Source organism: Thalassotalea litorea (assembly GCF_043642205.1).
Lineage (GTDB): Bacteria > Pseudomonadota > Gammaproteobacteria > Enterobacterales > Alteromonadaceae > Thalassotalea_A > Thalassotalea_A litorea.
Window position 1 is genome coordinate 1 of record NZ_JBHZSG010000049.1, and the last position, 17,459, is coordinate 17,459.

The window sequence follows — 17,459 nt, forward strand, 5'->3', positions numbered from 1 at the left end:
TTCTCTGCAATCAAAGCCTTGTCTAAAAGCCTTTAAATTCTCACTGAGTGAGCAATAATTTAATGGGATTGGTATTAATGGGACATAGTCGTCATTAATTGGTTCTTAAATTATTGATTATTATGTTATTGTTTTTTCTCTAATTGACACTGCCCCTATAGAAAATTAACAACAGGAATTATTGTTCGTGGGTTTAAAGCAAATTAATTCAACCTGGTTATATACCTCGGTTGCGCTTATTGCGTTTGCCGCTAACTCGATATTGTGCCGCCTCGCTTTGAAAGACGAAGCTATTGACCCATCAAGCTTTACATCTATTCGCCTACTATCCGGCGTAGTTATGTTTATCATGCTGCTGGCGTTTCCTCGTAACGGTAAAAAGCACAACATGCAATTGCTTTCGTTTAGCGGTAAAAATTTTCTCGCAGCAGGGACGCTATTTATCTATGCCATTGGTTTCTCCTACGCTTATATTACCTTAGATACTGGAACTGGCGCTCTGATCTTATTTGGCACAGTGCAGTTAACCATGATTGGGATTGGATTTATTCGCGGTGAAAAACTTCACGTCTTTGACGGGGCGGGTATTTTTATTGCGTTCGGTGGCTTAATCTATCTTTTATATCCCACCATTTCTACACCAAATATGAGCGGTGCTCTATATATGGTTATTGCAGGAGTCGCATGGGGTGTTTATACCGTTTTAGGTAGAGCAAGCGCAGCGCCGCTAACAGACACGGCGAACAACTTCATCTGGACAATGCCATTGGTGATCGTTCTGTTTATCTTTACTGTTACTTCTGCGAACATCACCGTCAAAGGCGCTTTTCTAGCGGTGTTATCAGGCGCATTTGCATCTGCTTTGGGCTATAGCGTTTGGTATAAAGCGCTAAACACCCTTGGTAATATTCAGGCAGCCGTATTGCAATTATCTGTACCGGTTATCGCGGCGATTGGCGGGGTGTTGTTTGTATTCGAAAGCATAACTATTCGGCTTATGCTTTCCAGTCTGATGGTGCTAGGAGGGATCTTACTAGTGATTCTGCGCAAAAGCCGATAGATGATAATAATCAGCCTGATTTGGTTAAGTTAGTTCGCTGTCGCTCCATTGTCAAAATCAGTAACGCAGGATAAATGCCTTTAAAACTCACCCGTAGGGAGTTTATCTTAAGGTCCATTTACGGCCCTATATTTCATTAATATAGAATGACTATATCAATAAAATCTATGTTGTAACTGAACCTCTGCCCTAACTCTGAGTTGTGCACAAACTTAGTGTGATTGCTATAACCTTCGCATGCATTGATATAGTCCTGCCTGTTTAACCGTTATTTCAACGCATTATTGCTTTTTTAAGTCTCGGGCAATGAAGTGTCCCTTGTGTAAAAAATTAATGGAACTGTTATGACACTGCCCCGTGCGCGGGCACTGGTTTTCCAATAAAAAGCATTTGTCCTGTTTTTACCACAGTCGTTAGCGCCTCTTATTTACAAGAGGCGTTTTATGATCTTTGCGCACCTAAAGTTACTGCAGTTTATCGTTGGAATTCGTTTTGGGCGAGCCAGTTTTTTACCACTTTAGCACTAACCTCTGGTTTTCGCGCCCAGCGGAAATGATCGGCGCTAAAGCCTAAATCATCGGTGGTTAGGGTGATCTTCTCAATTTTGGCGGCGGGGTATTTGTCTAATACCAGCTGACTTGGCGTCGGTGGCGCATAAATATCTTCACTAAACTGTAGACTTAATATATCACCGGTGAATGCCTGCAGTGCTTGTTCAAAATCCTGCTCTATACCTTTTGCCCGGTACAGGTTGGTCTTGACCAGATGACGCCAATCGAGCATTAACTGCTGACTTTCTTTGCCCGCAAATCCGGTAAAATCTCCGTGATAGTAACCCAGCAATTTATTCATAACAGGAATGCTGTGATACAACCCCTGCAATAGTAAACCGGTTTTACGATCAAACGCTTTATGGTAGGGCGAGGCGCATCCGGACAAAATAATTCTATCGACTTTTCCAGGATTCATGGCGGTAAAGCAACTGGCAAGATGGCCGCCAAGGCTGTGTCCCATCAGATTCAATTTGTCCGACGTATGGCTGTTTGCCAACCAGGTGGTCACAATGCCGATATCTGAAAGGTACTCTTTAAAACCATAATTACACTGCCTGCCAGGGCGCAGTGTACTATGACCATGACCACGTTGTTCAAGCAGATAAACGGCTACGTTTTGTTCCGCAAGTTTTTGCGCAAAAGGTCGATAATACCTTGCTGCCATTCCCATGGCTGGCAGCATCAATAACACCGCGTCGGTGTTTTGTGGCGGCGAAAATACTTCCACAGGTACCTGATAGCCTGAGCTATCTTCCAGTAGCTGTAATGTCCAGGCGTCGCTATGACCTTGAGTGCCAGGCACGCTTGAGTCATCTAAGTCTGTTAAATCTAGGCGATCATTTTGATTGTCTGGAAGAGTCATTGACGCCTAGCCTTAATCTTTAAGCATTTCGATATGAGGGATACCATCTTCCAAATACATTTCGGAAACCCTGACGAAGCCGTGTTTACGATAGAAATCTTCGAGATGTTCCTGAGCAGATATCTTAACGCTAAAATCCGGCCAGTGTTGCTGGCATAGTCGCAGGGCTTCTTGCATGAGCGGGTGACCAAGGCCTTTGCCACGATAATCCATATCGGTTGCAACCCGCCCGATAGCAACCAGACCCGGATAGCAAAGGCCCGGGGGCAGGATGCGCAGGTAGGCCGCTAAGGGTAATAACCCAGACGCATTGGCTTTCCCATTTTGGTCATAGGCGAGTAAATGGATCACTTCGCTGTCGATGTCCCTGTTATCCAGCTCTGGGTAATAACAGGTTTGCTCGACGACAAAAACATCTACCCTCAGCTTTAACGCCTGATAGAGTTCGCTGGCGGTTAATTGATCAAAGTGTTTGGCTTGCCAGTTAATCGTAGGTGCTGTCATTGAAAATTCTTACTACTGATGACGATGCTCTAATACTGCCATAACTTGGGTTAAATCAACATCCTGATCTCGAAGTAATACAAGAGTGTGGTAGAACAAGTCCGCACATTCTTGTAATAATTCGTCTTTATCGCCAGTCGCGGCGGCTAAGGCAACTTCGACCCCTTCTTCGCCAACTTTTTGTGCCGCACGCTTTGTGCCCTGGCTCAATAGTTGCGCGGTATAACTGTCTTCGGGTTTATCAAATTGACGTTGTTTTATGACGTGTTCGAGTAAAGACAGAAAATGTTTTTGATTAAATTCCTGCTCAGCAAAACAAGATTCTGTGCCTAAATGGCAAGTGGGGCCGTTAGGGCGACAGACCAGTAACAAGGCATCTTTATCACAATCGCTATAAATTTTTTGCACATCCAAGGTGTTGTTTGATGTTTCGCCTTTGGTCCAAAGGCGTTGCTTTGAACGGGAATAAAACGTTGCCTGTGAAATTTCTAAGGTTTTATCTAACGCGGCTTTGTTCATGTAGCCTTGCATTAATATGGCACCGGTATCCGCATGTTGGATGATGGCAGGCAGTAAGCCATCCATTTTTTCCCAGGCTAAATCGGCACTGTTTTGTGTAGTAATTATCATCTTGTTAAATCCACCTTAAGAACGCATTGGCACGTGCTGCTCGCGCAAATATTGTTTTAAATCCTGTATATCAATAATGCCTTTATGAAAAACACTTGCCGCAAGGGCACCATCGACATCGGCCTGTTTAAATACCTCGGAAAAGTGCGCCATGGTACCGGCACCACCGGAGGCAATTAATGGAATGTTGGCGACATCGCGAACCATGCTAAGTTGTTCGATATCATAACCTTGACGCACACCATCCTGGTTCATTACATTGAGAACAATTTCCCCTGCGCCACGGCCCTGAACTTCCTGTACCCAGTCCACCGTCTGCCAACGGGTTTTTGAAGATTTCGTTTCATCGCCAGTAAATTGATAGACCTGATATTGACCTGTCTGCTCGTCAAAATAGGAGTCGATACCAATCACTACGCATTGCTGACCAAACTGACGGTTTAAGCGATTGATCAAATCCGGATCGGCAAGCGCGGGTGAGTTAATGGAAATTTTATCGGCACCCATAGATAACATTTTCTGAGCATCGGCTTCACTTTTAATACCACCGGCGACACAAAAGGGGATATCAATGACTTTGGCGATACGTTCTACCCAGCTTCGGTCTAGCGTGCGGCCATCAGCACTGGCGGTTATATCGTAAAACACCAACTCATCCGCACCTTGCTCAGCATATTGCTGGGCCAGTGGCACTATGTCGCCAATGATTTCGTGGTTGCGAAACTTAACGCCTTTGACAACGAGTCCATCGCGTACATCGAGACAAGGGATTATCCGTTTTGCCAGCATTGAATCGCCTCCGCTAAGGTGAATTTTCCTTCCAGTAACGCCCGGCCTAAAATCACCCCGTCTACCGACGTTGGCTTTAGGGCTTCAATATCGCTTAATGCACCGATACCACCGCTCGACTGCCAGAAAATATCTGGAAACTGAGCTTTCACTTCTTGATACAAGCTTACGTTTGAGCCTTGTAAGGTGCCATCTTTGCTGATGTCGGTACACAAAACGTGTTGCAGGCCAACTTTGCGATAGGTGGCAATTAACTCTTCTAATGTGACACCTGAGCTTTGCTGCCAACCATGGGTTGCGACAACTTTATTGCCATCTGCATCGATATTGATATCTAGTGCAAGCACAATGCTATCGGCTCCAAATTCTTTAAACCATTGGCTGACTTCATCTTGTTTGCTCACCGCAACCGAGCCAATAACAACACGCTCAACGCCAGAGTCGAGCAAATCCTGCACTTCTTCACGGGTACGGATACCACCACCGGTTTGGATTTTTAATAATTTTGCATCGGTCAGGGCTTTAATTAACGGCAGCTGACGCTTTGCCGGATCTTTTGCGCCGGTTAAATCGACAATATGCAGCCAGGTTGCGCCTTGCTCGGCATAACTTTTCAATACTTGCATAGGCTCTAAGGTATATTCGGTTTTTTGTTGATAGTCACCTTGAAACAGGCGTACCACGGTACCTTCAATTAAATCTATGGCGGGGATGATCATCAAACTAACTCCATAAAATTTCGTAACAATCGCGCGCCACTGGCTCCAGAACGTTCCGGATGAAACTGCACGCCGTAAAAATTATTCTGGTAAATACTGGCGGAAAAGGACTGGCCATACTGACACTGTGCTAAGGTATGTCCGGATACTGGCGCGCAATAGCTGTGAACAAAATAAAAGTAATCGTCTTCGTTAATGCCTGTAAACAGTGGATTATCACTGATATTGATCAGGGTATTCCAACCCATATGAGGTAAACGTAATCCAGAACCATTGGATTGCGCGTCATTGGTGCCAGAGATATCAATACCGTTAACCTCAGTATCGATTAGGTTTAAACAATCAGTCTGCACGCCATTTTCAAAGGATTGTCTGGTGAGCAATTGCATGCCAAGACAAATGCCAAGTACAGGTTGGGTTAATGAGGTGATAAGTTGCTTTAATTCCAACTCATTAATGCCTTGCATGGCGAATTCGGCTGAACCAACGCCCGGTAGAAATACCCGAGGGGCCTGTTTGATTTTCGCCTCATCCCGGGAAACACCGACCACATAACCCAGCCGTTCAATGGCGAATTTTAATGAGTTGATATTGGCACAACCGGTATCAATGATCAGCGCCTGATACGCCTGCTCCTGACTCATAATACACCTTTAGAGCTTGGTAGCTCATCAGAACTGACGGTAATGGCTTGCCCTAACGCTCGTCCGAATACTTTAAACAGACTTTCTACCTGATGATGACAATTGCCTTGCGATGTCGATAAATGCAAAGTGATTGCCATCGCATCACTTAATGATTTGAAAAAGTGACTGACCATTTGTGTCGACATACCGCCGACCCGGTTGTCGGTAAAGTTAGCATCGAATTCAATGTGAGCACGGCCCGATAAATCCAGACTACACTCAGCACGACATTCATCCATCGGCAACACAAAGCCAAAGCGATTAATGCCACGCTTGTCACCAAGAGCCTGTTTTAGCGCTTCACCTAAAGCAAGAGCGGTATCTTCGACACTGTGGTGATCATCAATGTGCAAATCGCCATCGACGGTACATTGCAATGAAAAACCGCCATGGGTCGCGATTTGATCTAACATGTGATCGAAAAAACCGATGCCAGTTGCAATCTGATTGTCGCCACGCTTGTCGAGGTTAACGTTAACTCGGATGTCGGTCTCTTTGGTGGTGCGAACGACGGTCGCTTCTCTTGGGTTGGTTAACAGTAAATCTGCAATTGCCGGCCAGTTCAAACCATCACGTTGATACTGAAGGCCTGGGAGCCCCATGTTCGCTGCCAGTTGTAAATCCGTTTCCCTGTCGCCGATGACGTAAGAATTGGCGAAGTTAATTCGACCTTGTTGCAGGTACTCGCTAACCAGCCCAAGTTTCGGCTTACGACAGCTACAGTTGTCTTCTTCAAAATGAGGACAGATTAACTGGTCGGCAAACGTCACCCCCTGGGAGGCAAAAATTTCCAACATTTTGTCTTGAGCAAGATCAAAATCCTGCTGCGGAAAGTTGTCGGTACCCAGCCCATCCTGATTGGAAACCAGAACCAGTTGATAACCTTTGTCGATAAGTTTTAATAGTACCGGAATGACCTGTGGTTCAAATACCAGCTTTTCCAGGCTATCTACCTGTTTGTCAGTCACCGGCTCTTCAATTAAGGTACCGTCGCGGTCGATAAATAAAATATTATTGGTTTGCATGTATGTTCTCTTACGTCATCGTTAACTGGGTTGCCTGTAACGGCGATATTGCTTTGTACAGCGTATTTAGGTCTCTCGATTTCGGTTCCGGTGTTAATTGTCAGGAACAAAGCCGGTAAGTAATCGCTTAAATTCCGCCAATTCGTCCGCCGAACCTATGGATACCCGCAGGCAATTTTCTAGCGTCAGCTGTTTTGATTGATTTCGGATCAAGACGCCATTACGACTCATCTCGCTAAACAATTGCTCACATATCTTGATATTCATCACCCGAAACAAGATAAAATTGGCGTTAGCGGGAAAAACGTTTTCTACCCAAGGGAGTCTGGCTAGTGTTTCGGCAATGTCTTGGCGCAGCGTAATCGTTTGTTTTATCTGACGTTTCAGCAGCAATGTTGCGTCACTGGCTAAGGCCGAGCAGGCGATATCGGCAACGGGTTTGGCAATCGGGTAGGGTGCGATAATTTTACTCATCAGCTCAATCACCGTTGAATTTGCCAGCGCGAATCCGCAACGCAATCCGGCGAGCCCAAAGGCTTTAGATAATGTGCGAAGGATAACCAAGTTAGGATATTTTTCGAGAAGCTCAACGCAAGACGCCTCTGGACAGTAATCAATATAAGCTTCATCAACGACAACCAGAGCTTTGCCTAAGAACATGTCTAAGGTGCTGATGATATCGTTTTGATTGATTAAATCGCCGGTTGGGTTGTTGGGTGAACAGATAAACACCAATTTGCAGCTACCGATCTGAGTGGCCAGTGCGGCAATATCTAATTGTCGTTCACGGTTTAACGGCACGGTTTTTACATTGGTTAGGTGGCCTTTGGCGCTGATGGCATACATCCCATAGGTGGGAGGGCAGATAACTATGCTGTCTTTATTGGGTTCACAAAAGGTTCTGATCAATACTTCAATGGCTTCATCGGCACCTCGGGTTGCCAAAACCTGACGGGACTGGACTTTTGCGTAATCGGCATAGGCTTGGATCAGGGCCGATGGTTGAAAATCCGGATAGCGATTCAGTTGCTCTATGGCTTGGGTATAGACATTATTGCCGCCTTGTTCATTAGCATTAAGCCAGACATTACCACCGGATTGTTCGCGTCTTGCCGACTGGTACGCCACCATGTCAATGACATCGGTCCGCACCAGAGAAAGAATGCCATCGTCCGCATTCGCTCCTTTTTGCTCTTGGGGGTTCAAGATCTCCGCCGTCATTTTCCTGCTCCTACTCGCAATGTAACCGCGCGCTGGTGTGCATCCAGGCCTTCGGCATCGGTTAACTCAATAATGGTCTCTGCCAGACTTTCCAGTCCCGATTTACTCAGAGTTTGCACCGTATAGCGACGGCTAAAATCGGCTAACGATAACGACGAGGTGACTTTAGAGTAACCATAGGTTGGCAATACGTGATTGGTGCCGCTGGCATAGTCGCCAGCCGATTCCGGAGAGTAGTCACCGACAAATATCGAGCCAGCGTTACGTACCTTCGTTAATAAGGCATCGGTATCACGTACCTGCAAACTTAAGTGTTCCGGACCATAGACATTGGACACTTGTGCCGCTTCTGCAAGACTGGCACAGAGAATTAACCGGCTTTGTTGTAAGGCTTTTTCGGCAATATCTTTACGCGGTAAGCTGGCCAGTTGAGTTTGTAACGCTTTGCCAACGGCTTCGATTGTCTGTGCATTGTCACTGAGTAAAATGACTTGCGAATCAATACCGTGCTCGGCCTGGGAAAGCAAATCGGCGGCGACAAATTCGGGATTTGCACCGGAGTCGGCGATCACTAATAACTCAGAAGGCCCGGCCGGCATATCAATGGCAAAACCTGGCACCGACTGGGATAACTGTTTTTTCGCTTCGGTTACATATTTATTGCCGGGACCAAAAACCTTATTCACGGCTGCGATGGTTTGTGTACCCAGCGCTAACGCCGCGATAGCCTGAGCACCACCAATGCGATAGATTTCACGAATACCGCATATCGAAGCCGCGTAGATTATCTCATTGGCGAGATTCCCGTTTTTATCCGGTGGACATACCAGCACCACACGTTCACAGCCTGCAAGCTGTGCCGGCACGCCCAGCATTAAGACAGTAGACGGCAAAGGCGCGGAACCGGCGGGTATATAAAGGCCCACAGATTCAATGGCTTCACTTTTTAACTGACAGGTGACACCTGGACGGGTTTCAACGTCAATATCCTGAAATTGTTGCGCCTGATGAAAGGTCAGAATTTGTTGGTAGGCGGTTTCAATCGCGTTTTTTCGAGAGGACGTGAGCGCATTGCTTGCCTGTTCAAATTGCGATTTAGGTAATCGTAAATCATCCAGTGCGATACCATCGAAGGTTTCGGTAAAATCCAATAGTGCCTTATCACCGGCTTCTTGCACGGCATTGACAATACCTTTTACCTGTTGCTCTAATGCGACGTTATCGCTAATCGCGGGCCTTGCCAACGCCTGGCGTTGTTGTTCTGAGGTCAGTTGTTGCCAGATAATCATCCGTTATCCCATCATTTTTTCGATTGGTAGTACAAGAATCGAGTTACAACCCAAATCTTTGAGCTGCTCCATGGTTTCCCAGAAAAACGTTTCGGTACTGACCATGTGCACGGCAACGCGATCATCGCGCTCGGCAAGGGGGAGTACCGTTGGCGTTTCTGAACCCGGCATCAAAGTGATGACGTCAGCTAATCGATCTTTGGGCGCGTGTAACATGATGTATTTGCTTTCTCTGGCTTTTAACACCCCTTGTATACGGGGCAACAGCTTCTCAAAGATCTTCGCTTTTTCACCGGATAACGGTTTCTCGCCACTGATCAGTGCCGCTTTTGAGGTGTAAATCACTTCCACTTCTTTTAAACCATTGGCTTCTAACGTGGCGCCGGTAGAAACCAAATCACAAATACCATCGGCCAGTCCTACACGGGGGGCGACTTCTACCGAACCATTGAGCTTACAGGTTTCAAAGCGAATACCATTTTGCTCGGCAAAGCGGTTTAACAGGCGAGGGTAAGTCGTTGCCAGACGCAAACCATCAAGCGACTGAACCCCTTGATAGTCCACTTCTTCCGGTAATGCGATAGACAGGCGGCAACCGCCAAATTTTAACGAGCAAATTTTGTTATACGCACTGGATTCGCCCGTTAGTGCTCGTTGCAGGGCGTGCTCTTCGAGTGTATTGTCCCCAACAATGCCGATATCACAGACGCCATCCATAACCAGACCGGGAATGTCGCTGGAGCGAACTAACATCAGATCAATGGGCATATTGCCAACGTGGGCGAGAAGTTTACGGTCGGCCAAAGACACTTTCAGACCGCAGCGTTTGAATAAATCCTGAGATGAATCGGACAAGCGTCCCGATTTTTGTATGGCGATTCTTAATCGTCCGTTATCGCTATTAATCATGTTTCATTGCTCCAAAAAATAAAAAACCCGAAAAAGTGGACTCTTTCGGGGTATCTGCTTTTTTTGAGCGTTACACTGAAAGGTCCATACCCTCTCAGCGAATAACCTGAGGGCTAACCGTGAATATGATGGTGGTGATGTAAGCTCAGGATATTTAACATGTACTTTTAATCTCGTATTAACTCAAAATATATCGTTATCAGTCTCTGAAATTTCCTGTCGTTAAGACGCAATGCAAAATAGAAATTAGAGTGATTACTTGATGTTTTTATAACCTTACTGGTTAATCCTTAGTTACGTCAACCCTTAAAGGTTAATTTTTTGTGAATATGCTTATAGCAAAACGGAATATAAAATTAGTTTTAAGCCATCTAATAGCAATCACATTATCTAACCTTACCGGTTGAACGTTTGTTATGCCGCTGTTATGCAAGCGTTGTTTGCGCTGGGGTGTCGATATCAAACACGACACCGGCATCATCAACATCGACCCATATCACCTTTGTTCCCGATGTTTTAATCAGTTGAGCGGCGCCTTCATCTTGGCTTAAGGAGGATAGTCGATGCAAAAGACTTGTTGGTAAGCAAACCGGATGGCCAGCATGTTTTTGATACCGTGGGCGAATAACCGCTTTCGGGTTTTGCCGGGCTTGGTTTAATAAATGGTTAATGGTGCGCGAATCTATCTTTGGCATGTCCGCCAGAAACACCATCAGGTGCGTTGGTTTTTGTTTTTTATTCTCTGTCAGGGGATTATCAACGGTGCTGTTCACGATGTTGTGCGTAACGCTTGCAGCAATATTTTTAGTCATGTTTTCAGTCGGAATTTCAGTAATATTATTGAGCAGGTATTTAGCCGCCGTGGCTAAGCTGACACCCAGACCAATAGGTTGCTGCGGCGCGGCGATTGTGGTTACCGGGTAATCTGTAAGCAAAGCCAATATTTGTTCATCGTCAAAGCGATGAACAATAATAAGGTGCTGAAAATGGGGCAAAATACGTTCAAGGGTATGAATTAGCAAAGGCTTGTTGTTATTTGGCGTTTGGGTCTCTAAGCCATACAGACGTTTATCCGACCCAAAGCGCTTAGAGAAACCCGCGGCAAGTAGCACGGCAACGACGTGATTCGCTAGCATTGTATGCTCGCCCGCTTTATGTTCATAAGTACCGGCGTTATTCAGCTTTACCATTTCTAACTCGGATGATGTCCGCCATAATCGCGATGGCTATTTCTACAGGGGTTTTGCTGCCAATCGGCATACCGATTGGTGCATGTAAGCGATTAAATTCGTTGTCGCCAAATCCGCAGATCCGCGCCAGACGCTCGCGCCGGGAGGCGCTGGTTCTTGACGATCCCATTGCTCCAATATAAAAAGCATCCGTGTCAAATACCGTCATCAATCCTACATCATCGATGCGCGGATCATGGGCCAGAGCAAGCACCGCGCTACGTTCATTCGCATATTCAGCAACAAATTCATCAACGCTGCGCCATTCGACATCGACACCGCCACGTGTTTTGGTAAACGTCCAACTGTCAGCCAGTTCTTTACGCATATCGCAAAGCTTTACATCGTAGCCCGCCATAATGCCAAGTTCAGCGACATGCTGGGTGACCTGACCGATACCCAATAATAACAACGACCAAACCTGTCCATAGGTCAGGCTGATTGTATCAGGCGACTCATCAACAACTCGAGCGGTTTCTTTAGCAAGTTCAATAAGTTGTTTGTGGCTGGTTGCCAAAGACAGATCAATCGTTCGCTGGCAGGGCTTTTTCGCGATGGCCATGTTTAACCACTGTTGTAAATGTCTGCGATTGTCTTCATTTTGAACCATCGGCTCGACCAGTAATCGTATGGTGCCCCCACAGGGAAGTTCCCTGGCAACATTTGCCTCGTCAAGGTGCTTGCCATAGACAAAAATCTGGTCCTGGTGATCAAATTCACCCCGCTCTATCATCTCAACGAAGGCATCTTCCAGACAGCCGCCAGAAATCGAGCCAACACGTTGCTTACCGTCGGTAATGAAAATAGAGCCGATAGGGCGAGGCGCGCTTCCGTAGGTGCCGATAATCGTACACATCCAGAACATTTTTTGCTGTTCAAACCATGTGTTGGCCTGCCTAAGTACATCAAAATCCGTTAATTGCATAACCTATGTCTTGTAAAAAAAGTTTTTAATGGAGTGGAAGAGTCAAACCTTCTCCCCAGTCCTTATGTTCTGTGCTAAGGATATGAGATCACGCCTGAACATACAATCTTGAAGCCAATACTGCTGGTTGAAAATCGTTAAAAACCAAGGCAGTATGAATTTCGAGCTTAACTAAATTCATGGAATGAAGAGATATACCAATTACATTAAATTATTGCTCATCTTTTGAGAGTTCATCAGAGGCCCTTTTACGGTTCTAGATTTCATTTATATAGAATGACTATATCAATGGGATCTATGTTGTAAATGAACCTGTGCTTTAACTCTGAGTTGTGCACAAGCTTAGCGCGATTGGTATTACCTTCAAGAATTTAACCGCTGAGGAGTAGTGCTATGGAAATAAACATCTATCTCAAACGGAACAAGCGAATACCCCCACTATTGCTGTTTCTAACAATACTGAATATAGGTGGTTGCGCCTATAAAGAAGTGTCTTTGTCGCACCAGAAAACTGAGCGCCAAGTTAGCTGTGTCGGCTTTTACCTTGACTGGCATGTCTCTGACCAAACTGTTGATTATATCAATATGCATTGTGCAAAAGATTTAATCGAACAAGGTTATCAATTGCAGGACGTTACATTGTTGTCTGTGGATTTTACTGTCCCAGAGCCTCCGAAAGGCAAACAATGGAACCAGAGCCTAGCCGCTGAACATTACGAATCGGGACTGATTTCTGACCGAGAATACGGCAATGTGTTAGGCGCTTTGGAAGTTGCCTATTACGACAAGCTAGAGCAGGCTAAAGTACTGAAGAAGACTGGTGCAATTGATCAGGCCAGATACGAGCAACTTGTCGAACAAGCAGAAACTGAATTAACAGGCAGCTAAATTTAGCTGCTCGTCGTTTAGAATTTCGATAATTCACCGTTATTCCGGACTCCGATCCGGAATCTAAGCAACGTAGTTATTGCGAAGTCTAAAGGTAAAGCCAGAGATACCGGGCGCCCCCGGTATGACGCTGAGGGCTGGTTGGTTTTGCTTTACCGTCATTCCGGGCTCCGATCCGGAATCTAAGCAACGTAGTTATCGCGCGGTCTAAAGGTAAAGCCAGAGATACCGGGCTACCCCGGTATGACGTTTGGGATTGACTTCAGTGTGTCTTTTGAAGTTAACAATGTTAACGATATACCGTCATCCCGGACTCCGTTCCGGGATCTCAGCGTGAATCGTCATTCCGGACTCCGTTCCGGAATCTAAGCGACGTAGCTATTGCGATGTCCAAACGTAAAGCCAGAGATACCGGGCTACCCCGGTATGACGTTGAAAGTTGGTTGGTTTTGCTTATTGTCATCCCGGACTCCGTTCCGGGCTCTTAACTTTACCGTCATTCCGGACTCCGATCCGGAATCTAAGTCTGAAAGGTATTGTGAAATATCGGCTTAAAGTCTGAACCCTTAACCGCTAATCAACAATCCCGGCATGAGAAATATCAAGGCAAACGAGCCAGTTCCGAATAGAAATACCGCTAAGGTATAAAACGAGGTCTGAGTGAAATAAACGCCGGGGCGGTTCATCGACGAATTACCAACACAATGTTGAACAATCCCCAGCATTTTCTTACCCTCATCGAGCGCAGTTTGTAGTTTAAGGAGCAGCGGACGATAGTAAATAACTAAACAGGAAAGCAACACCTCAATGCCGGCGATATCGGCAATGAGCAAAAGCTCCGGTGCAAACGGCAGGACTGCGATCAGCGCAAGTGTAATCAGAAATTTTTGTGTTTTCGTTAACGACTGCCATTCCATTGTCATTTTGTTCCTTCTATCGGTACAACGTTAAGCGTTTGTATTACATCATATTGTTGGTATAGATATTTAGATGGGGATGGTTTTATGTTTTTCAACTATCTGAATTGAAAGCTTTTTTATGTAAATATCCGGTTGTTTGAAAAAGTGCATTAATTTGTAACCAGCGATTGTGTTTAAAGGGCAGATCAGGTAAAAATCCCGACATTAATTTATTCTGTAAGCATATCGCGGCGCCCTATGTTATTAAGCCCCTTTACACCACTAAAATTAGCCAATGAACAGGTGATAAAAAATCGCCTTGTTAAGGCTGCCATGGAAGAAAATTTAGGTGATGCAAACCTTGGACCTTCCAGTGAGCTGATCAATCTGTACCGGCAGTGGGTACGCGGTGGTGTGGGTGCGATAATAACCGGCAATGTGATGGTAGATCATCTGGCGATGACGGGCCCTGGGGGCATTGCATTAGAAGCGGATACCACACTCGATGCTTTTCGCGAATGGAGTTCGGTCGTTCAGAAAAGCGAATGTAAACTCATAATGCAAATCAACCACCCCGGTCGTCAGGTTTTTAAGCGTCAGGGAGGAAAAGCCTTGGCGCCGTCAGCCGTGCCATTGGAAATGGGCAAGCATTCCAAGATGTTTGCACAGCCACAAGCGATGACCGATGCTGAAATTGAAGATGTTATTGTGCGTTTTGCTACTACCAGTAAACAGGCACAGATAGCCGGCTTTAATGGGGTGCAAATTCATAGTGCCCATGGCTATTTGCTAAATCAGTTTTTGTCGCCGAAAACGAATCAGCGCCAGGATAACTGGGGTGGCTCAATTGAAAATCGTGCCCGCTTATTACTTGCCATTGTGAAAAGGATTCGCGCTAGCGTAAATGATGATTTTATCGTTTCGGTTAAGTTGAATTCTGCGGATTTTCAACAAGGCGGTTTCTCATTAGATGATGCCGGCAAGGTAATTGCGATGCTCAATGAAGAGCTGGTGGATTTTGTTGAAATCTCTGGTGGTAATTATGAAGCACCCGCCATGCAGGGTAGGGCTGCCGATGAATACACCCTGGCCCGAGAAGCATATTTTTTAACCTTTGCGCAAAAATTACAAAGAATCGCCAAGATGCCGTTAATGGTCACCGGTGGTATCAGTAATTACAGCACGGCTTCGAAAGTATTGGCGAGCAAAATTGATTTAATTGGTATGGCTAGCGCGTTGGCGGTACAACCGGATTTACCCTTGTGGTGGCAATCGAGAACAGAATTTAAGCCTAAACTGCCAAAAGTCACGGTAAAGGATAAAACCTTGCGGGCAATGGCAACCATGGCAACCATACGACGCCATTTAAGTCGCCATGGTCATGACAAAATAGCCCGGCCCATTCATCCGATGGTTAGCTTGGTACTGGATCAGATGAAGCTGGCGCGTTTGAATAAACGCTACCGTCGAAACTTTGTGGATTAATACCAACTTATCAACGTATCAGGCACTAATCGTTTCAAGAGTTAGTTGCTTTTGAGGCATTGGGTTATTGGCGCAGGGTGTTAACGCCAATAACCAACACAGCGCTGCTGTGGATAATACTTGACGGCTCAAACTTCGGTAGCCGGAACTTTACATTAATCGGGTTTATAGGGATCAGCTGCTCCCATCGGGATCGGTGGGTGTTGTTTTAATGACGCAACATGCTCTTCGAGTTGCGGGAGGGCGGCTTTTAATACCCAGGTGTTTGGAAATAACACATTGTCTTTCTCATATGGGTCGCTTAACAGATTATAAACTCTGGGCATTGTGTAGCTTCTTAACACGTTATCCCATGTGTCCTGCTCTTTTAAATGAACCTTCCAGTTGCGCCATTTTACCCCAAATATATCGTTCCCCATGTATACAACAAAACCATCCCGGCCCGACGTTTCTTGTTTTCCCAGGAAAAACTCACTCATGTTTTTCCCATCAATCACTCTGTCTTTTGGCACATCACCACCGGCGATACCGGCAAGTGTTGGAAATAAATCCATGGCATGAACGATTTCATCGCTCGATTTTCCTGCTTGAATTTTATCTGGCCAACGGATCGCAAATGGCACTCTTAATGCGCCTTCAAATCCTGTAAACAGGCTGCCACGCCATGGACCGGATGAACCGTGAACGGCAGTCTCCACCGTAAGGTTTGTTTCGCCAACGTTTAATGACTCAGGGCCATTATCAGCAGTAAAGATAAGGATGGTATTGTCGCTGACCCCAAGTTTGTCCAACTGGTCAATAATTTCACCCGTGTAACCATCAATCTGCATTAATAAGTCAGCCCATATGCCATTGCCGGATTTTCCGACATAATCTGGATGAGGCATGGTCGGGAAGTGGGTTGCTGTGTATGGAAGGTACACAAAAAACGGCTTATCGCTTTTTACTTGCTGCGCCATAAAATTCATCGCACGATCGGTTAAATCACGATCAATGAGTGGCCGATAATCGAGACGATAAGGGCGGATTTTTTTCGGTTGCTCGCCTTTTTTACCGTGCATGACATAGGTTTCTGGTAATCCCGACGTTTTAAACCCAGGCGTTGATGTATAGACGGACTCATCGGTGGAGTTAGGGACACCGTACCACTCATCAAACCCCTGATCCGTTGGAAATCTTCCTTTTGTTCTTCCTAAGTGCCATTTGCCAAACATGCCGGTAGCGTAACCGGCTTCGGATAACATTTCAGCCATGGTCACCTCCCATTGCACTAAGCCATACACTCCTTCTCCTAAAGGAATGGTGCCGTTGCCACTGCGAATGGCATAACGCCCCGTCATGAGTGCCGAGCGAGAAGGTGTGCATTGCACTTCGACGTTAAAATTCGTTAATCGTAATCCTTCGTTGGCTATTTGGTCTAACCGCGGCGTTTCCGCGCCGCGAATAATACCACCACCATTAAAGCCTGGTTCGCCCCAGCCAAAGTTATCCATAAAAATTAACACAATGTTGGGTTTATCGTTTGCAAATGCTAAGGGAGAGATTATGAAAAATTGCAGCAGCAAAGCGAGGAGTATATTGATACGTTTCATCGGTAACTCTAACGGTCGTAATTAACAAAGTTAAAGTATAGAAAACAATCAATGTTCAAAAGCGAATTGTAACGGGCATGCGACACTAATATTGTCTAGCGCCTGCAGGCGTCGTTAATACGTTCCCGACATTAACGACATACCTACTTCCTTGCACCCATGCATCAAGTCGAAAAGTTGCTCCCGGCATTTT

Annotated in this window: 17 protein-coding genes; 3 read left to right on the forward strand and 14 right to left on the reverse strand. The window is 45.7% G+C overall.

Annotation, left to right across the window (positions count from 1 at the left end):
- The first annotated feature begins 187 nt into the window (after window positions 1–187).
- Window positions 188–1,060, forward strand: coding sequence for a DMT family transporter (locus ACHUFQ_RS15145; RefSeq protein ID WP_394176689.1), 873 nt, complete (start codon window positions 188–190; stop codon window positions 1,058–1,060).
- A 474-nt stretch (window positions 1,061–1,534) separates the two neighbouring features.
- On the opposite strand, the gene ACHUFQ_RS15150 is transcribed toward ACHUFQ_RS15145, so the two are convergent.
- From ACHUFQ_RS15150 to ACHUFQ_RS15205, 12 genes are all read right to left on the reverse strand, one after another.
- Window positions 1,535–2,476 carry an alpha/beta hydrolase family protein gene (locus tag ACHUFQ_RS15150; RefSeq protein ID WP_394176690.1) on the reverse strand — a complete coding sequence of 314 codons (942 nt, stop codon included), beginning with the start codon at window positions 2,474–2,476 and terminating at the stop codon, window positions 1,535–1,537.
- A 12-nt stretch (window positions 2,477–2,488) separates the two neighbouring features.
- On the reverse strand, window positions 2,489–2,980 hold the full coding sequence (locus ACHUFQ_RS15155; protein WP_394176691.1) for a GNAT family N-acetyltransferase: 492 nt from the start codon (window positions 2,978–2,980) through the stop codon (window positions 2,489–2,491).
- A gap of 12 nt (window positions 2,981–2,992) precedes the next feature.
- The gene (gene hisIE / locus ACHUFQ_RS15160) at window positions 2,993–3,610 is read right to left on the reverse strand and encodes a bifunctional phosphoribosyl-AMP cyclohydrolase/phosphoribosyl-ATP diphosphatase HisIE (RefSeq protein ID WP_394176692.1); all 618 of its coding nucleotides are present in this window, start codon (window positions 3,608–3,610) and stop codon (window positions 2,993–2,995) included.
- Window positions 3,611–3,625: 15 nt separating this feature from the next.
- Entirely contained in the window at window positions 3,626–4,399 is a 774-nt protein-coding gene (hisF, locus tag ACHUFQ_RS15165) for an imidazole glycerol phosphate synthase subunit HisF (protein ID WP_394176693.1), read from the reverse strand.
- Entirely contained in the window at window positions 4,381–5,118 is a 738-nt protein-coding gene (hisA, locus tag ACHUFQ_RS15170) for a 1-(5-phosphoribosyl)-5-[(5-phosphoribosylamino)methylideneamino]imidazole-4-carboxamide isomerase (protein WP_394176713.1), read from the reverse strand. The genes hisF and hisA overlap by 19 nt, the downstream gene beginning before the upstream one ends.
- The gene (gene hisH, locus ACHUFQ_RS15175) at window positions 5,118–5,762 is read right to left on the reverse strand and encodes an imidazole glycerol phosphate synthase subunit HisH (RefSeq protein ID WP_394176694.1); all 645 of its coding nucleotides are present in this window, start codon (window positions 5,760–5,762) and stop codon (window positions 5,118–5,120) included. Before hisH ends, hisA begins: the two co-directional genes overlap by 1 nt.
- On the reverse strand, window positions 5,759–6,829 hold the full coding sequence (hisB, locus tag ACHUFQ_RS15180) for a bifunctional histidinol-phosphatase/imidazoleglycerol-phosphate dehydratase HisB (RefSeq protein ID WP_394176695.1): 1,071 nt from the start codon (window positions 6,827–6,829) through the stop codon (window positions 5,759–5,761). The genes hisH and hisB overlap by 4 nt, the downstream gene beginning before the upstream one ends.
- Before the next feature lie 93 nt (window positions 6,830–6,922).
- A complete protein-coding gene (hisC, locus tag ACHUFQ_RS15185; RefSeq protein WP_394176696.1) occupies window positions 6,923–8,050 on the reverse strand; it encodes a histidinol-phosphate transaminase in 1,128 nt (375 codons plus the stop codon).
- Window positions 8,047–9,339: a histidinol dehydrogenase gene (hisD, locus tag ACHUFQ_RS15190; RefSeq protein WP_394176697.1), complete on the reverse strand. Its 1,293-nt coding sequence runs from the start codon at window positions 9,337–9,339 to the stop codon at window positions 8,047–8,049. The genes hisC and hisD overlap by 4 nt, the downstream gene beginning before the upstream one ends.
- A gap of 3 nt (window positions 9,340–9,342) precedes the next feature.
- Window positions 9,343–10,248: an ATP phosphoribosyltransferase gene (hisG, locus tag ACHUFQ_RS15195; RefSeq protein ID WP_394176698.1), complete on the reverse strand. Its 906-nt coding sequence runs from the start codon at window positions 10,246–10,248 to the stop codon at window positions 9,343–9,345.
- Window positions 10,249–10,673: 425 nt separating this feature from the next.
- Window positions 10,674–11,438 (reverse strand): nucleotidyltransferase family protein, encoded by a 765-nt coding sequence (locus ACHUFQ_RS15200; protein WP_394176699.1) that lies wholly within the window; start codon window positions 11,436–11,438, stop codon window positions 10,674–10,676.
- On the reverse strand, window positions 11,422–12,402 hold the full coding sequence (locus ACHUFQ_RS15205) for an XdhC family protein (RefSeq protein WP_394176700.1): 981 nt from the start codon (window positions 12,400–12,402) through the stop codon (window positions 11,422–11,424). The genes ACHUFQ_RS15200 and ACHUFQ_RS15205 overlap by 17 nt, the downstream gene beginning before the upstream one ends.
- Window positions 12,403–12,795: 393 nt before the next feature.
- On the opposite strand from ACHUFQ_RS15205, the gene ACHUFQ_RS15210 reads away from it, so the two are divergent.
- The gene (locus tag ACHUFQ_RS15210; RefSeq protein WP_394176701.1) at window positions 12,796–13,290 is read left to right on the forward strand and encodes a hypothetical protein; all 495 of its coding nucleotides are present in this window, start codon (window positions 12,796–12,798) and stop codon (window positions 13,288–13,290) included.
- Between the two features lie 566 nt (window positions 13,291–13,856).
- Here ACHUFQ_RS15210 and ACHUFQ_RS15215 read toward each other — a convergent pair.
- Window positions 13,857–14,213: a hypothetical protein gene (locus ACHUFQ_RS15215; protein ID WP_394176702.1), complete on the reverse strand. Its 357-nt coding sequence runs from the start codon at window positions 14,211–14,213 to the stop codon at window positions 13,857–13,859.
- 234 nt (window positions 14,214–14,447) lie between these two features.
- On the opposite strand from ACHUFQ_RS15215, the gene ACHUFQ_RS15220 reads away from it, so the two are divergent.
- A complete protein-coding gene (locus ACHUFQ_RS15220) occupies window positions 14,448–15,674 on the forward strand; it encodes an NADH:flavin oxidoreductase/NADH oxidase family protein (protein WP_394176703.1) in 1,227 nt (408 codons plus the stop codon).
- A gap of 155 nt (window positions 15,675–15,829) precedes the next feature.
- Here ACHUFQ_RS15220 and ACHUFQ_RS15225 read toward each other — a convergent pair whose 3' ends face one another.
- A complete protein-coding gene (locus ACHUFQ_RS15225; RefSeq protein WP_394176704.1) occupies window positions 15,830–17,266 on the reverse strand; it encodes an arylsulfatase in 1,437 nt (478 codons plus the stop codon).
- Between the last annotated feature and the right edge of the window lie 193 nt (window positions 17,267–17,459).

Bases quoted from the DNA above. Each gene is read 5' to 3' on its own strand.
- ACHUFQ_RS15150 (WP_394176690.1), bottom strand. From the start codon at position 2,476: ATGACTCTTCCAGACAATCAAAATGATCGCCTAGATTTAACAGACTTA.
- ACHUFQ_RS15155 (WP_394176691.1), bottom strand. From the start codon at position 2,980: ATGACAGCACCTACGATTAACTGGCAAGCCAAACACTTTGATCAATTA.
- hisIE (WP_394176692.1), bottom strand. From the start codon at position 3,610: ATGATAATTACTACACAAAACAGTGCCGATTTAGCCTGGGAAAAAATG.
- hisF (WP_394176693.1), bottom strand. From the start codon at position 4,399: ATGCTGGCAAAACGGATAATCCCTTGTCTCGATGTACGCGATGGACTC.
- hisA (WP_394176713.1), bottom strand. From the start codon at position 5,118: ATGATCATCCCCGCCATAGATTTAATTGAAGGTACCGTGGTACGCCTG.
- hisH (WP_394176694.1), bottom strand. From the start codon at position 5,762: ATGAGTCAGGAGCAGGCGTATCAGGCGCTGATCATTGATACCGGTTGT.
- hisB (WP_394176695.1), bottom strand. From the start codon at position 6,829: ATGCAAACCAATAATATTTTATTTATCGACCGCGACGGTACCTTAATT.
- hisC (WP_394176696.1), bottom strand. From the start codon at position 8,050: ATGACGGCGGAGATCTTGAACCCCCAAGAGCAAAAAGGAGCGAATGCG.
- hisD (WP_394176697.1), bottom strand. From the start codon at position 9,339: ATGATTATCTGGCAACAACTGACCTCAGAACAACAACGCCAGGCGTTG.
- hisG (WP_394176698.1), bottom strand. From the start codon at position 10,248: ATGATTAATAGCGATAACGGACGATTAAGAATCGCCATACAAAAATCG.
- ACHUFQ_RS15200 (WP_394176699.1), bottom strand. From the start codon at position 11,438: ATGGTAAAGCTGAATAACGCCGGTACTTATGAACATAAAGCGGGCGAG.
- ACHUFQ_RS15205 (WP_394176700.1), bottom strand. From the start codon at position 12,402: ATGCAATTAACGGATTTTGATGTACTTAGGCAGGCCAACACATGGTTT.
- ACHUFQ_RS15210 (WP_394176701.1), top strand. From the start codon at position 12,796: ATGGAAATAAACATCTATCTCAAACGGAACAAGCGAATACCCCCACTA.
- ACHUFQ_RS15215 (WP_394176702.1), bottom strand. From the start codon at position 14,213: ATGACAATGGAATGGCAGTCGTTAACGAAAACACAAAAATTTCTGATT.
- ACHUFQ_RS15220 (WP_394176703.1), top strand. From the start codon at position 14,448: ATGTTATTAAGCCCCTTTACACCACTAAAATTAGCCAATGAACAGGTG.
- ACHUFQ_RS15225 (WP_394176704.1), bottom strand. From the start codon at position 17,266: ATGAAACGTATCAATATACTCCTCGCTTTGCTGCTGCAATTTTTCATA.